The 15,076-nt window shown below is 62.7% G+C and carries 10 protein-coding genes; 6 read left to right on the forward strand and 4 right to left on the reverse strand.

The window, feature by feature from the left end; translation table 11 throughout:
• Positions 1-7 precede the first annotated feature (7 nt).
• Positions 8-460: a hypothetical protein gene (locus tag ACN9MU_RS02580; RefSeq protein WP_426167207.1), complete on the forward strand. Its 453-nt coding sequence runs from the start codon at positions 8-10 to the stop codon at positions 458-460.
• Between the two features lie 9 nt (positions 461-469).
• Here ACN9MU_RS02580 and ACN9MU_RS02585 read toward each other — a convergent pair whose 3' ends face one another.
• Positions 470-1,099, reverse strand: coding sequence for an SRPBCC family protein (locus ACN9MU_RS02585; RefSeq protein ID WP_082507173.1), 630 nt, complete (start codon positions 1,097-1,099; stop codon positions 470-472).
• A gap of 87 nt (positions 1,100-1,186) precedes the next feature.
• On the opposite strand from ACN9MU_RS02585, the gene ACN9MU_RS02590 reads away from it, so the two are divergent.
• Positions 1,187-3,226, forward strand: a complete 2,040-nt coding sequence (locus ACN9MU_RS02590; protein ID WP_426336815.1) for an FAD-dependent oxidoreductase — start codon at positions 1,187-1,189, stop codon at positions 3,224-3,226.
• A 5-nt stretch (positions 3,227-3,231) separates the two neighbouring features.
• Here ACN9MU_RS02590 and ybaL read toward each other — a convergent pair whose 3' ends face one another.
• The 3 genes from ybaL to ACN9MU_RS02605 all read right to left on the reverse strand — a co-directional run bounded on the left by ybaL (position 3,232) and on the right by ACN9MU_RS02605 (position 7,736).
• Positions 3,232-4,950, reverse strand: a complete 1,719-nt coding sequence (gene ybaL / locus ACN9MU_RS02595; protein WP_426344092.1) for a YbaL family putative K(+) efflux transporter — start codon at positions 4,948-4,950, stop codon at positions 3,232-3,234.
• Between the two features lie 121 nt (positions 4,951-5,071).
• On the reverse strand, positions 5,072-6,193 hold the full coding sequence (locus ACN9MU_RS02600) for a beta-ketoacyl-ACP synthase III (protein ID WP_426336817.1): 1,122 nt from the start codon (positions 6,191-6,193) through the stop codon (positions 5,072-5,074).
• A 112-nt stretch (positions 6,194-6,305) separates the two neighbouring features.
• Entirely contained in the window at positions 6,306-7,736 is a 1,431-nt protein-coding gene (locus tag ACN9MU_RS02605; protein ID WP_426336818.1) for a S41 family peptidase, read from the reverse strand.
• Positions 7,737-8,023: 287 nt separating this feature from the next.
• On the opposite strand from ACN9MU_RS02605, the gene ACN9MU_RS02610 reads away from it, so the two are divergent.
• The 4 genes from ACN9MU_RS02610 to ACN9MU_RS02625 all read left to right on the forward strand — a co-directional run bounded on the left by ACN9MU_RS02610 (position 8,024) and on the right by ACN9MU_RS02625 (position 15,067).
• Positions 8,024-8,596, forward strand: coding sequence for a hypothetical protein (locus ACN9MU_RS02610; RefSeq protein WP_426167217.1), 573 nt, complete (start codon positions 8,024-8,026; stop codon positions 8,594-8,596).
• Between the two features lie 108 nt (positions 8,597-8,704).
• Positions 8,705-10,882, forward strand: a complete 2,178-nt coding sequence (locus tag ACN9MU_RS02615; RefSeq protein ID WP_426344093.1) for a TonB-dependent receptor plug domain-containing protein — start codon at positions 8,705-8,707, stop codon at positions 10,880-10,882.
• 52 nt (positions 10,883-10,934) lie between these two features.
• Entirely contained in the window at positions 10,935-12,932 is a 1,998-nt protein-coding gene (locus ACN9MU_RS02620) for a M13 family metallopeptidase (RefSeq protein WP_426344862.1), read from the forward strand.
• Between the two features lie 107 nt (positions 12,933-13,039).
• Positions 13,040-15,067 carry a M13 family metallopeptidase gene (locus ACN9MU_RS02625; RefSeq protein ID WP_426344094.1) on the forward strand — a complete coding sequence of 676 codons (2,028 nt, stop codon included), beginning with the start codon at positions 13,040-13,042 and terminating at the stop codon, positions 15,065-15,067.
• The last annotated feature ends 9 nt before the right edge of the window (positions 15,068-15,076 follow it).

Genomic DNA, 15,076 nt, shown 5'->3' on the forward strand with positions numbered 1-15,076 from the left:
AATCATCATGCACGATTACAAACGCCCACCTACGCTGCACCGCTACGGCCCGCGCAGCGAACTCGAACAAGCCCTGAAGGATGGCCAGTTCGTGCTGCGCCCTGTGGGCAGCTTCCTGACCCTGAGCTTTTCGCAAGCCTGGAACCGCGACTTGTTCGACCATTTCGGCGCCGACAGCTGCCTGGTGATCCACAACACCGAGGAATTCGGTGAGCGCATTCATCGCGCCGTGCAGCGCACCTTGCCGAATTGGGCCGGCATCGATGGCGCCATCGAATACGGTGGCCGCGCCGCGCTGGGCGCTGCCTTCACCAAGACGCGTGAAGATGCGGTCGAGAAAGAATGGCAGTTTGCCTGGCGCTCCATGCAGACCGCATCCACCATGAACCCGGTGGTGATCCGCATCGGCAGCCTTGAGAATTTTGCGGAAGTGCGCGACCGCGACCACTACACGGCCTAAGCCGCCGCTTTAAGGAACGCTGGGCACTCCGCCCAGGCCGCGTGCCAGTTCGGACTGTTTCGGCAGCGCCGGTTGGCGTTCCAGGTGGGCCAGCACCGCATTCATCATGCGTTCGATATCGCCGCGGATGATGTTGGTGCCCAGCAGGCCCGGCACGTAGAAGTTCGGCATCAGGCGCCCGCTATACACCACGCGGGTGCCGCCGGTTTCCGGAATGGGAATCAGTTCCCAGCGCGCCTCGTAGTGTTTCATGTCCCCCGAAACCAGGGCGATGTCGATCGACGACATCGGCTGCTCCGTTGCACGCACGACAAGATGGATGGAGCGCGACATGAACAGGAAGCGCGCCGTGCCAAATTGCTCAATGATGACTTCGTTACCATTCCGGGAAAGCACCCGGCACGACGCCATGTCGGGCACGAATTCTTCCATGCGGTCGTAGGTCGTGAGGGTGCGCCAGACTGTTGGCAGGGATGCATGAACGGTGCCGCTGGCGTTCACTTCATAGAGCTGTTGCGCGTCTGCCTTCACCCGGTTGACGGACACTTCCAGCTTGGGAATCTCCAACCGGGCCGCCTGGCCCGCGCCGAACGCGGGCGCGGTAAAACCGAGGAACAGTACTAATAACAGTCGCTTCATGCTACCAGCGTAAGGGAACTGGTGGCAGAATACAAGCGCCGCGCGCTTCCATCGTTAGACAGCGCACTGAACTCCCGCCTTACCCCTATGACCACGAATTTCCCGCATCTCCTCTCGCCCCTCGACCTGGGTTTTACTACCTTGCGCAACCGCGTCATCATGGGTTCCATGCACACGGGGCTGGAGGATCGCTTCTTCAATTATGACAAGCTGGCCGCCTTCTACCGCGAGCGCGCCAGGGGCGGGGTAGGGATGATCGTGACCGGCGGCATCTCGCCGAACCGCCAGGGTTGGCTGCTGCCCTTTGGCGGCACCATGAACTTCATCGGCGACGTGTTCAACCACCGCAAGCTGACCCGTGCCGTGCACGAAGAGGGCGGCAAGATCCTGATGCAGATCCTGCACGCAGGGCGCTATGGCTACCAGCCGTTTGCCGTGTCCGCCTCCGACAAGAAATCGCCGATCTCGCCCTTCAAGCCGAAGGCGCTGACCGAAAGCGGCATCGAATCGACCATCAAGGCCTACGTGCGCGCCGCCAGGCTGGCGCAGAAGGCCGGCTATGACGGCGTTGAGGTGATGGGCAGCGAAGGCTACCTGCTGAACCAGTTCCTCTGTGCCCGCACCAACCTGCGCACCGACCGCTGGGGCGGCAGCATCGAGAACCGCATGCGCCTGCCGGTGGAGATTGTGCGCCGCATGCGCGATGCAGTCGGCCGCGACTTCATTATCATGTACCGGCACTCCCTGCTGGACCTGGTGGACGGCGGCAATACCTGGGAAGAGGTGGTGACTGTCGCCAAGGCCTTGCAGCAGGCCGGCGCCACCATCCTCAACACCGGGATCGGCTGGCATGAGGCGCGCGTGCCGACCATCGTCACCTCGGTGCCGCGCGCCGCCTTCGCAGAAGTGGCGGGCCGCCTGCGCAAGGAGGTGACCATTCCCGTGGTCGCCTCGAACCGTATCAACATGCCGGCGGAGGCCGAGGACATCATCCGCCGCGGCGATGCAGACATGGTGTCGATGGCGCGCCCCTTCCTGGCTGATGCTGAGTTCGTTAACAAGGCCGCTGCCGGCCGCGCCGACGAAATCAATACTTGCATTGGATGCAACCAGGCCTGTCTTGACCACACTTTCCAGAACAAGCGCGCCAGCTGCCTGGTGAACCCGCGCGCCTGCCATGAGACGGAGCTGGTGTACAAGCCCGCCGCGGCACGCCGCAAGGTAGCGGTGGTCGGCGCCGGTCCTGCCGGCTTGTCGGCTGCGACGGTGGCGGCGGAATGCGGCCACGACGTCACCTTGTTCGACTCGGGCGACCGCATTGGCGGCCAGTTCAATATCGCCCGGCAGATCCCGGGCAAGGAAGAATTCAACGAAACCCTGCGCTACTTCGGCCGCAAGATCGAGCTGACCGGCGTCAAGCTGCAGCTCAATCACCGCGTCACGCGCGAAGAACTGCTGGCGGGCGGCTATGACGACGTGATCGTCGCCACCGGCATCCGTGTGCGCAAGCCGAAGATCGACGGCATCGACCATCCGAAAGTGCTGTCCTACCTCGACGTGCTGCGCGATAAGAAGCCGGTCGGCAAGCGCGTGGCCATCATTGGCGCGGGCGGCATCGGCTTCGACGTCGGCGAATACCTGTTGCACAACCCTGAGCATGCGCTGCCCCTGGCAAAGGAGCATTGGACTGCCGAATGGGGCGTCGACCTGCACGCCAAGACGGGAGGCGGCCTGGTGCCGGCAAAGGCGGCGGAGCCAGTGCGCCAGCTCTACCTGCTGCAGCGCAAGACCAGCAAGCTCGGCGCCGGCCTTGGCAAGACGTCTGGCTGGGTGCACCGCGCGGTACTGGCGCGCAATGGCGTGGTGATGATCCCCGGCGTGCAGTACAAGCGGATCGACGACCATGGCCTGCACATCCAGGTTGGCGAAGAAGAACGCTTGCTGGCAGTGGATAACGTGGTGATCTGCGCCGGTCAGGAAAGCCTGACTGAACTGATGCCGCCGGAAGGCGAGGCAGCTGCGGCAGGCGCCCCGCGCTTTCACAAGATCGGCGGCGCCGCCCTGGCAGCAGAACTCGACGCCAAGCGCGCCATCAAGGAAGGTGCGGAGTTGGCAGCGCGCCTGTAAGCGCGCTAGGCGTGCGTCCTGCCGATTTCCCCGGCGACGTGCGCCGCCATCGACTTGGCCAGCTCCTGCTCGCCGATGAAGATGACGCCGGCGCGCTCGCTGCGCAGCAGGGCAGCCTCCTCCTCGCTGTGCGTGCGCACCGCGATCTTGATATCCGGATTCAGCGCGCGCGCCGTTTCGATCATGGCGCGCACGTGGAAGGTATCCGGCGTCGCCACCACCAGCATGCGCGCCTTGTGGATGTGGGCCTGGATCAATACCGCAGGTTCGCCAGCATTACCCGCCACGGCGGCGATGCCTTGCTGGCGCAGCTGGTCGACCAGCTCGCGATTCTGCTCCGCTACCACGTAATGGATGCCCTGAGCCGCCAGCTCTTCAGCAATATTCCTGCCCACGCGGCCATAACCGACCAGCACCACCTGGCCTACCAGCTTGGATTGCGCGGTCGTCATCGGCAACTCCGCCAGCGGATCGGCGGTGCGCGCATATTGCGCCGCCAGTACCTTGTTCTTGCCCAGCATGCGCTCCAGCGGGCCAGCCAGCAGGAACATCAGGGGATTCAAGGCGATCGACAGGATGGCGCCGGCCAAGATCAGGCTTTGGCCTTCATGCGGCAGCAGCCCAAGCGAGATGCCCAGCGCCGCCAGGATGAAGGAAAACTCGCCGATCTGCGCCAGGCTGGCCGACACCATCAGCGCCGTGCTGGCTGGATAGCGCAGCAGCACCACGAGCGCGAAAGCCGCAATCGACTTGCCGAACAGGATAATGCCCACCACAGCAAGAACGCGCAGTGGCTGTGCAACCAGGATCAACGGCTCGAACAGCATGCCGACCGAAACGAAGAACAGCACCGCGAACGCATCGCGCAATGGCAGCGATTCATGCGCGGCGCGATGGCTCAGCTCGGATTCGCGCAGCACCATGCCGGCGAAGAACGCGCCCAGCGCGAAGGAAATGCCGAATAGTACGGTAGCCGCATAAGCGATGCCCACTGCCGCAGCGATCACGCACAGGGTGAACAGCTCGCGCGAATTGATGCGCGCCACCTGCCACAAGATCCACGGGAACAGCTTGCGGCCCACCAGCAGCATGAAGCCGACGAACAGCGCCACCTGGCCCAGCGTGACTGCCAGCGCCTTGAGCACGCCGCCCTCGGCCGCGCCATGGCCATGGCCGGCAGCATCGCCGGCATTGCCGCCCAAGGCGCCTGCCAGCGCGGGCAGCAGGACCAGCACGAGGACCGTCACCAGGTCCTCAACCACCAGCCAGCCGACAGCAATGCGGCCGTTGAACGAATCCAGCGTGCCGCGCTCCTCCAGCGCCCGCAGCAGCACCACCGTGCTGGCCACCGACAGCGCCAGACCGAACACCAAGCCACCGCCCAGGCTCCAGCCCCAGAAATGCGCCAGTGCCATGCCCATGCCGGTCGCCGCCGCGATCTGCAGGATCGCACCGGGCAGCGCCACCTTGCGCACCTCCCACAAATCATCGAGCGAGAAATGCAGGCCGACGCCGAACATCATCAGCATCACACCGATTTCAGCCAGCTGGCCAGCGAGCGCGCTGTCAGCGACAAAGCCAGGGGTAGCAGGACCGATCAGGATGCCGGCTGCGAGATAGCCGACCAGGGCGGGAAGTTTGAGGCGGGTGGCGATAAAGCCGAAGACGAGACCGAAGCCAAGGGCGGCGGCGATAGTAGTAATCAGGCTGATGTCATGCGGCATGCAGGGCCTCCTTTCGCAAGGAGTATAACCGCATGAAAGTCGGGGTCAGGTCTGGCAATCCGCCACTTTTTTCGCGATGCGAAAAAGTGGCGGATTGCCAGACCTGACCCCGACTTTTATCTTAGGCTTTACGTACGACGACGGAGCCGATGGAGTAGCCGGCGCCGAAGCTGCAGATCACGCCGTAGGAGCCGGACGGCAGGTCGTCCTGGTGCTTGTGGAAGGCGATGATGGAGCCGGCCGACGAGGTGTTGGCGTAGGTGTCCAGGATCACCGGCGCTTCCAGCGGCTCGGCGTCGCGGCCGAGGATGGTGCGGGAGATCAGCTGGTTCATGCTCAGGTTGGCTTGGTGCAGCCAGAAGCGGCTCATCTGCTCAACCTTCAGGCCGGCGCGGTCGATCGATTCCTTGATCATTTGCGCTGCCATCGGGCACACGTCCTTGAATACCTTGCGGCCTTGCTGCTTGAACAGCTTGTCCGGCGCGCCGATGCCGCTTTCGTCGAAGCGGTTCATGAAGCCGAAGTTGTTGCGGATGTTGTTGGAGAAGCTGGTCTTCAGCTTGGTGTCCAAGATGTCCCACTGGTGTTTGGATACGGCGCCTTCCTTGGCTTCCACGATGATCGCAGTGCAGGCGTCGCCGAAAATAAAGTGGCTGTCGCGGTCGCGGTAGTCCAGGTGACCGGAGGTGATTTCCGGATTCAGGATCAGTACCGCGCGCGCCTGGCCACTCTGCACCGCGCCAACCGCAGTCTGGATGCCGAAGGTGGCCGAGGAGCAAGCCACGTTCATGTCGAAGCCGAAGCCGTCGATGCCCAGCGCCTGCTGCACTTCCACTGCCATGGCAGGGTAGGCGCGCTGCATGTTGGAGCAAGCCACCAGCACCATGTCAATGTCCGCCGGGCTGCGGCCGGCGCGGTCCAGCGCCTGGCGTGCAGCTGCCACGCAGATCTCGGCCTGCAGCGACAGTTCGTCGTTGCTGCGCTCGGGAATGCGCGGGGTCATGCGTTTCGGGTCCAGGATGCCGGTCTTTTCCATCACGTAGCGCGACTTGATGCCGGACGCCTTTTCAATGAAGGCTGCGCTGGATGGCTCCAGTGCAGTCACGGTGCCGGCTGCGATGGCGGCGGCGTTTTCCGCGTTGAACAGTTCGGCGTAGGCGTTGAAGGCGGTGACCAGCTCTTCATTGCTGATCGAGTTCGCTGGAGTAAAGAGGCCGGTTCCGCTGATGACGGCTTGTTTCATGGTCAATATTTCTTTCTTAGAATGGGTCAGGCGACCGGTAAGATGGCCGATTTTACCGCATCGGCAACGAAAAACGGCGCCCCAGGGGGCGCCGCCTTAACCTTTGCCAGCTTTATTTCTTCGGTGGCGGATCCAGCTTGACCAGCTTGGATTCGGCCTTGGCCAGTTGCACCGGAACGCCTTGCAGGTGGTTGAGCGCCTGCTTGAGCTGGAAATCGTCGCCGCTGCCGTATTCCAGCGGCTTGCGCTTCTTCTCGGCAGCCAGGATGCGCATCTGTTCTTCCAGCTCGTCGCGCGGGGCCTTGCCGGCTTCCTGCTCGCGGTCGTTGCTCAGGTGTTTGGCGAGGTCGGCTTCGCGCATGCGCAGGCTGTTCAGGCCGTCGCCATCCTCGTTCTCGTCCACCGCCAGGTCAGGCGAGATGCCTTTGGCCTGGATCGAGCGGCCGTGCGGCGTGTAGTAGCGCGCGGTGGTCAGCTTGACGGCGGTATCGGCGGTCAGCTGGCGAATGGTTTGCACTGAGCCTTTGCCGAAGGTCTGCGAACCGATGATGGTGGCGCGCTTGTAATCCTGCAGGGCGCCGGCCACGATTTCGGAGGCCGAGGCGGAGCCGGTATTCACCAGCACGGCCATTGGGATGTGCTTGACCGCTTCCGGCAGCTTGGCCAGCGGATCGCCATCACCGCGCAGCGAGTAGTATTCGGCGCGGCCGTAGAAGATCTGTTTCGAGTCCGGCAACTGGCCGTTGGTCGAGACGATCGGGGTGTCCTTCGGCAGGAAGGCTGCCGCGACGCCGATCGCGCCTTGCAGCACGCCGCCCGGGTCGTTGCGCAAGTCCAGGACCAGGCCCTTCAGGTGCGGGTCCTGGCGGTACAGTTCGGTGATCTTGGCCGCGAGGTCGTCCACGGTGGGTTCCTGGAATTGCGAAATGCGCACCCAGGCATAACCCGGCGAGACGATCTTGGCCTTCACGCTCTTCTGGTGGATTTCTTCGCGGTTCAGCGTGAATTCCAGCGGCTGCGGCTCATCCTTGCGCATGATCGTCAGCATTACCTTGGAACCCGGCTCGCCGCGCATCTTTTTGACCGACTCATCCAGGCTCAGGCCTTTCAGCGAGGTGGTATCCAGGCGGGTGATCATGTCGCCCGGCTTGATGCCGGCGCGGTAGGCCGGCGAATCCTCAATCGGAGCCACGATCTTGATATAGCCTTCGTCGCCCTGGGCGATTTCAATGCCGAGGCCGACGAACTTGCCCTGCGAACCTTCACGCAGTTCGGCATAGGCTTTCTTGTCGAGGTAGGCGGAGTGCGGGTCGAGCGAGGCGACCATGCCGGAGATGGCTTCGGTCAGCAGTTTCTTGTCTTCCACCGCTTCCACATAATCGGATTTGATCAGGCCGTACACATCGGCAAGCTGCTTGAGTTCTTCCAGCGGCAAGACAGGGTCAGCCTGCTTTTGTGCCATCGCCGAAAACTGCAGGGATACCGCTACCCCCGCGACCACGCCAAGGCCGATCAGCCCAGCGTTCTTGAGTTTCTTGCCCATGTGTCACCTGTTCCGAATACAGCGGTTAACTCGTCCGCCATTGGAATTCAGTATAAACCTGATTTTCAGCAATCGTAGCTGCCAGCATGGAATAAATCCTTTTAAAAGCCACGATAAATTCATAACTTTGTAGGTGTTTGCCAATGTGTTTACCAGAGTAAGTATTTGTAAGAAAGCCAGACCGACTGCGCTGCCAGGCCTACACTGGGTTCGCTATTTCTCTCTACCCTAAAAGTGGTTTATGCCTGCGGCACCCCCGCGGGCATCTTTTTTTCCGGAGCAATAATATGAAACTGATACGCACTGCCCGTGCCGCCTGGCTGGTATTGGCCATGGCTGTCGCGCCTGCTTTTGCCGTGCCGGTCATGGACATGCGCGCCGAAGACCTGGTGCCCATGGCTTCCGAATTTCGCAAGTCCCTGAACCTGAACGCGAACCAGCAGACCCTGTGGGCCAAGGTGGAGAGCCAGAGCAAGGCATTGCTGCGTGAGCGTAAGGCGCGCCGCGAACGCCTGCAGGAAGCGACCAAGCTGGGTTTGCAGGCCCAGAATGTCGAATTGCGCGACCTGCAGGCGGGCCTTGAAGCCGAGCAGGCTGCGACCGCGGCCGAGGACCGCCAACTGCGCGAATGGTGGCTGGGCATCAATGACGCGCTGGACGATGGCCAGCGCCAGGCGGCGGCAAAGTTTCTCGTAGACCAACTGATCCGCATGGAGGAAGGCCTTGGCGGAAGCCGTGGGGAACGGCCATCGGGCGAGGAGGGCGGCCATCGCGGCGGCCACGGCGGACGCGGTGGCATGGGCGGTCCGGGTGGCGGCGCCGGCGTCAGCATTGGCGGCGGCTCTGGCCGCGGCATGTAGCAAGTATCGTAAAGTAACAACGGCGGCGGCCCTGTGCCAGCCGCCGGGGTGGGGATTACAATGCCTGCGCGGCGCCAACCGGCCTGCCGCGTGCAACGTTGCCCACTCATGAAGAAGTTGATCCCTTTCGCCCTGGTGACCCTGGGAGCGGCCAGCGGTGCCGCAGCCCAGCAGGAAGCCATCAAAGCTGCTGATAACGTCGTCCCCCAGGTCACCATCAGCGGCGGCCGCCAGGACGATACGACGGAGCGCCGCAACTCCACGGCGGCCAAGCAAGTGTTCGGCCGCGAAGAACTGGACCGCAACGGCGACAGCAATATCGGCGACGTCTTGAAACGCCTGCCGGGCATCACGCTTGGTGGCCGCGCCGGCCGCGGCGGCGAGGTACGCATGCGCGGCCTGGGCAGCGGCTATACCCAGGTGCTGGTCAATGGCGAACGCCCGCCAGCCGGCTTCTCAATGGAATCGCTGTCCCCTGACCAGGTCGAACGCATCGAAGTCATGCGCGGCCCGGTGGCCGAGCACAGCACCCGCGCCATCGCCGGCACCATCAATATCGTGCTGCGCGACGGCTACCAGATGCGCGACATGCAGGTAAAGGCATCCGACCGCCTGGAGCAGGGCCGCCATTCGCCGGAGCTGTCGGTCACAGCGCCGGGAAAGTCGGGCGCCCTGAATTACACCTTGTCGGCCTCGGTCAACGTCAACCGCCAGCATGACAGCACCCGCACCCACAACACGGAAGTTGAAGCCGATGGCGACCTGGCCAAGGAGCAGTTCCTTGAAAGCGAAAGCGCCGGCAGCACCAAGGGCCTGCACCTGACGCCGCGCTTCTCGTACAAGTTCGAGAACGGCGACACGCTGAACTTCCAGACCTTCCTGATGCACCAGAAGTCGCATAGCGCGGCGCAGACCAACCTGTCGCAGCCGGTCGGCAGCCAGCCGCCGGAGTACAACCTGGCGCAGCAGACCAGCGACGGCGACGTCACTTTCCTGCGAGGCTTCGGCAATTGGGTGCACCGCCTGCAGGGCGCCAGCAAGCTCGATGTGAAGTTCGGCTTCGGACTGGGCAAGCGTGACAGCGATTCGCTGCGCTACCAGTACGACACGCAAGGCACGCTGCTGGACCGCTTTACCGATACCGACAACACCAGGGACAAGAGCCTCAACACCGGCGGTAAATACACCGCCCCAATCGGCGCCGGCCATTTGCTGGCCGCCGGCTGGGACCTGGAAGCCAGCCACCGCGAGCAGGTGCGCGTATCGCTGGACAGGAGCGGCAACGCGCAATTCGCCGATTCCGGCGACAACCTGGCCGCAGACACCCGCCGCGCCGCCTTGTTCGCGCAGGACGAATGGGACATCACGCCGCAATGGTCGGCCTATGTCGGCGCGCGCTGGGAAGGCATCCGCACCACGTCCGACCGCAGCAGCGGCACCATCAGCAACACCAGCAAGGTCTTCAGCCCGCTGCTGCACGCAGTCTGGAAAATCCCGGGCCACGAAAAAGACCAGGTGCGCGCCAGCCTGACCAAGAGCTACAAGTCGCCCAATGTGCAGGACCTGATCGCCGCGCCGTTCCTGTCGCGCCTGAACAGCGCCACCAGCCCTGACCGTACCGGCAACCCGAACCTGAAGCCGGAACTGGCCACGGGCCTCGATCTCGCGTATGAACACTACCTTGGCCGCACCGGCATCGTCAGCGTCAGTGGTTTCGTGCGCAATATCGACAACTTGATTCGCCGCGAACTCACGCTGCAGCAAACCGAGCTTGGCCAGCGCTGGGTTTCTTCGCCGGCCAACATCGGCCACGCCCGCACCAGCGGCATCGAACTGGAAGCCAAGTTCGCGCTGTCCGAGCTGATGGACAATGCGCCGCAGATCGACTTCCGCAGCAACTACAGCCATTTCTGGTCGAAAGTCGACGGCATCCCAGGCCCTGACAACCGCCTTGACCAGCAAGCAAAACAGACGGCCAACGTGGGCATGGACTACCGCCTGAAAGACATCCCGCTCACGCTTGGCACAAGCTACAACTGGACGCCGGCCATCCGCACCCAGGTGAGCGACAAGCAAGTAGTGGAAGCCAGCCGCAAACGCGTGCTGGACATGTATGCGCTGTGGCGTTTCGACAGCCGCACGCAGATCCGAATCAGCGCCAACAACCTGTTGGCGGATGATGCAACCGGGTACAACCTGGTCAATGCAAATGGGCTCGCCGTACAAGGAGCCACACTGAACCCCACCTATACCCAGTGGAGCGTTCGACTTGAAACCAAATTCTAAAGGGACAAAGAGAGTGAAACGACACATCCTGAGCACCATTACCCTGAGCCTGATGGCGGCATTCGCCCACGCAGGCGGCCACGAGCACACTTCGGCCCCGACTTCCGGCATCGACACGCAGTACATCGACAAGAACGTGCGTGCCCAGGACGACTTCTTCGAGCACCTGAACGGCGGATGGCTGAAGACCACTGAGATCCCGGCCGACAAGTCGAGCTGGGGCTCCTTCGCCAAGCTGCGCGACGACACCCTGTTCCAGCTGCGCGACTTGATCCAGGGCCTGCAGGGCCAGAAAGGCCTGAAAGGCGACGACGCCAAGATCGCCGCGCTGTACGCTTCCTACATGGACGAAGCCAAGCTGGAAAAGCTGGGCGCCAAGCCGCTGGCCGGCGAGCTGTCCAGGATCCGCGGCCTGAAAGACAAGAAGGGCATTCCTGCGCTGATCGCCCACTTCAACAAGTCCGGCGTGCCGGCGCCATACGGCGTGTTCGTCAGCCAGGACGCGCGCAACTCGACCCAGTACGCCGCCCACATGGGCCAGTCCGGCCTGGGCCTGCCCGACCGCGAGTACTACCTGAAGAAAGACGACGCCAAGATGGCGGACGCGCTGGCCAAGTACGAGCTGCACGTGGCCAAGATCCTCGGCCTGGCCGGCAACAAGGATGGTGCCGAAAAAGCCAAGGCCATCGTGGCACTGGAAACCGAACTGGCGAAGGCGCAATGGTCGCGCGTCGACAACCGCGACCCGGTCAAGCGTTACAACAAGATGGAAATCACCAAGCTGGCTGAGATCGCGCCAGGCTACGACTGGAAGGCATCCCTGGGTGCTACCGGCATCGCCGCCAAGACCGATACCGTGATCGTGGCACAGCCAAGCTACATGACCGAGTTCGCCAAGCTGGTTGAAAGCACCCCGCTGGAAACCTGGAAGGCCTACTTTGAATGGCAACTGCTGCGCGATGCTTCGCCATACCTGTCGAAGGATTTCGACCAGGCTAACTTCGACTTCTACGGCACCGTGCTGACCGGCGTGACCGAACAGCAGCCACGCTGGAAGCGCGGCATTGGCGTGGTGGAAGCCTCGATCGGCGAAGGCATGGGCAAGCTGTACGTGGCCAAGTACTTCCCGGCCGAGCGCAAGGCGCGCATGGAAGAACTGGTGAAGAACCTGCTGGCGGCCTACAAGCAGAGCATCGACAGCATCGACTGGATGGGCGCTGAGACCAAGAAGCAGGCGCAGGACAAGCTGGCCAAGTTCACCCCGAAGATCGGCTACCCGAACAAATGGCGCGACTACAGCAAGCTGCAGTTCAAGGAGGGTGACCTGATCGGCAACCTGGGCCGCGCCGCCGATTTCACCTACAACCGCAACCTGGAGAAGTTGGGCAAGCCGATCGACAAGGAAGAGTGGGGCATGACGCCGCAGACCATCAATGCCTACTATCGCGCGACCGCCAATGAAATCGTGTTCCCTGCCGCGATCCTGCAGCCGCCGTTCTTCGACATGAAGGCTGACGATGCCGTCAACTACGGCGCGATCGGCGCTGTGATCGGCCACGAAATCTCGCACGGCTTCGACGATTCGGGCTCGCAGTACGACGGCGACGGCAACCTGCGCGACTGGTGGACTGCCGCCGACCGCGCCGCCTTCAAGGTCAAGGCGGACGCCATGGTCAAGCAGTACAGCTCCTACGAGCCGGTGCCTGGCTATAACATCAACGGCAAGCTGACCCTGGGCGAGAACATCGCCGACAATTCGGGCCTGGCCATTGCGTACAAGGCGTACAAGATCTCCCTGGGCGGCAAGCCTTCGCCGGTGATCGATGGCCTGAGCGGCGAACAGCGCGTGTTCATGGGCTTCGGTCAGGTGTGGCGTACCAAGATGCGCGAGCAGCAGGCGATTGTGCAGATCAAGACCGACCCGCACTCCGCCGGCCGCTTCCGCGCCAACGGCACGGTGGTCAACCAGCCAGCCTTCTACGAAGCCTTCGGCGTGAAGGAAGGCGACAAGATGTACGTGAAGCCGGAAGACCGCATCATCATCTGGTAATCATTGTTTTGCTAAAAAGTCACGCAGCCGCGTGGCTTTTCTTTCAACGTTTCACCCCGGCGTGCTAGAGTCGCGCGATACCGTCACATCTACCTAGGAGGGTAACTTTGAAACGCAAGATCCTGAGCGCCGTCATCATCGGCCTCTTCGCTGCAAACGCTGCTATCGCGGCCGGCAAGCCTGCACAGAAATCCGGCATCGAAGCCGCCAACATGGACAAGGCAGTCCGTGCCCAGGACGACTTCTACCAGCACCAGAACGGCACCTGGCTGAAGAACACCGAAATCCCGGCCGAGCGCTCCACCTGGGGCACCTTCGTCCAGCTGTCCGATACCGTCCAGGCGCAACTGCGCACCCTGATCGAAGAAGCCGCTGCCAAGGGCGGTAACGCCGACGCCAAGCGCGTAGGCGACATGTACGCCGCCATGATGGACGAAGCCCGCGCCGAGCAACTGGGCCTGACCCCGCTGGCCGGCGAACGCGCCCGCATCGCAGCCCTGAACGACAAGAAGCAGCTGGCAGCCCAGTTCGCGCACTTCTCGCGCATGGGCGTCAGCAGCCCGTTCGACGTCGGCATCCACCAGGACAATAAGGACTCGACCCGCTACGTGGCCGACCTGTCCCAATCCGGCCTGTCGATGCCTGACCGCGACTACTACCTGAAAAAAGACGACGCCAAGCTGGCCGACACCCTGGCCAAGTTCGAAACCCACGTTGCCAAGATGATGGCGCTGGCAGGCGACAAGAACGCCGCCGCTACTGCCAAGGCCGTGGTCAACGTCGAAACCCGCATCGCCCAGATCCAGTGGACCAAGGTCGAACTGCGCGATCCGGTCAAGGCATACAACAAATACGAAATCGCCAAGCTCAAAGAGCTGATGCCAGGCTTCGACTTCGACACATGGTTCGAAGGCGTGCATATCAACGGCAAGGTGAAGGACGTGATCGTCAGCCAGCCAACCTACCTGCAGGCGCTGGATAAAGTCATCGCCGAAGTGCCGATGGAAGACTGGAAGGCCTATATGGACTACCGCCTGCTGGCGACTTTGTCGCCAGAGCTTTCCAAAGCCTTCGTTGACGAAAACTTCTCCTTCTACGGCACCACCCTGAGCGGCGCCACCGAACTGCGCCCACGCTGGAAGCGCGCCGTATCCCTGACTGAAGGCTCGATGGGCGAAGCGGTCGGCAAGCTGTACGTTGCCAAGCACTTCCCGCCGGAAGCCAAGGCCCGCATGGAACAGCTGGTGAAGAACCTGCTGCTGGCCTTCAAGCAAAGCATCGACACCCTGGAGTGGATGAGCCCTGAGACCCGCAAGGAAGCCCACGCCAAGCTGGCCAAGTTCACCACCAAGATCGGCTATCCGAACAAGTGGCGCGACTACAGCGCGCTGGAAATCAAGCGCGACGACCTGCCAGGCAACGTGATCCGTTCCAGCCAGTTCGAACACGAACGCAATGTGAACAAGCTGGGCAAGCCGATCGACCGCGACGAATGGCTGATGCCACCGCAGCAGATCAACGCCTACTACAACCCTGAGATGAACGAGATTGTGTTCCCGGCCGCCATCCTGCAGCCGCCGTTCTTCGACATGAAGGCTGACGACGCGGTCAACTACGGCGGCATCGGCGCCGTGATCGGCCACGAAATCTCGCACGGCTTCGACGACCAGGGCTCGCAATTCGACGGCGACGGCAACCTGCGCAACTGGTGGACCGAAGAAGACGGCAAGCGCTTCAAGGAGCGCACCGGCATCCTGGTCAAGCAGTACGGCGAATTCGAAGCCCTGCCAGGCTACAAGGTCAACGGCGAGCTGACGCTGGGCGAGAACATCGGCGACAACTCCGGCCTGGCCGTGGCCTACAAGGCCTACAAGCTCTCGCTGAAAGGCAAGAAAGCGCCTGTGATCGACGGCTTCAGCGGCGACCAGCGCTTCTACATGGGCTGGGCGCAGGTATGGCGCACCAAGTACCGCGACGCAGCGCTGATCTCCCGCATCAAGGCCGACCCGCACTCGCCAGGCCCGTTCCGCACCAACGGCACGCTGCGCAACCAGCCAGGCTTCTACGAAGCCTTCGGCCTGAAGGACGGCGACAAGCTGTACCTCGCGCCAAAAGACCGCGCGATCATCTGGTAAACCGGCACT

This window comes from Pseudoduganella sp. R-32, assembly GCF_049913245.1.
In the GTDB taxonomy this organism is placed as follows: domain Bacteria; phylum Pseudomonadota; class Gammaproteobacteria; order Burkholderiales; family Burkholderiaceae_D; genus Rugamonas.

Excerpts from the sequence above, each read along its gene's own strand:
- ACN9MU_RS02585 (WP_082507173.1), bottom strand. The coding sequence starts at position 1,099 with ATGAAGCGACTGTTATTAGTACTGTTCCTCGGTTTTACCGCGCCCGCG.
- ACN9MU_RS02620 (WP_426344862.1), top strand. The coding sequence starts at position 10,935 with ATGGCGGCATTCGCCCACGCAGGCGGCCACGAGCACACTTCGGCCCCG.
- ACN9MU_RS02590 (WP_426336815.1), top strand. The coding sequence starts at position 1,187 with ATGACCACGAATTTCCCGCATCTCCTCTCGCCCCTCGACCTGGGTTTT.
- ACN9MU_RS02615 (WP_426344093.1), top strand. The coding sequence starts at position 8,705 with ATGAAGAAGTTGATCCCTTTCGCCCTGGTGACCCTGGGAGCGGCCAGC.
- ACN9MU_RS02580 (WP_426167207.1), top strand. The coding sequence starts at position 8 with ATGCACGATTACAAACGCCCACCTACGCTGCACCGCTACGGCCCGCGC.
- ACN9MU_RS02610 (WP_426167217.1), top strand. The coding sequence starts at position 8,024 with ATGAAACTGATACGCACTGCCCGTGCCGCCTGGCTGGTATTGGCCATG.
- ACN9MU_RS02600 (WP_426336817.1), bottom strand. The coding sequence starts at position 6,193 with ATGAAACAAGCCGTCATCAGCGGAACCGGCCTCTTTACTCCAGCGAAC.
- ACN9MU_RS02605 (WP_426336818.1), bottom strand. The coding sequence starts at position 7,736 with ATGGGCAAGAAACTCAAGAACGCTGGGCTGATCGGCCTTGGCGTGGTC.
- ybaL (WP_426344092.1), bottom strand. The coding sequence starts at position 4,950 with ATGCCGCATGACATCAGCCTGATTACTACTATCGCCGCCGCCCTTGGC.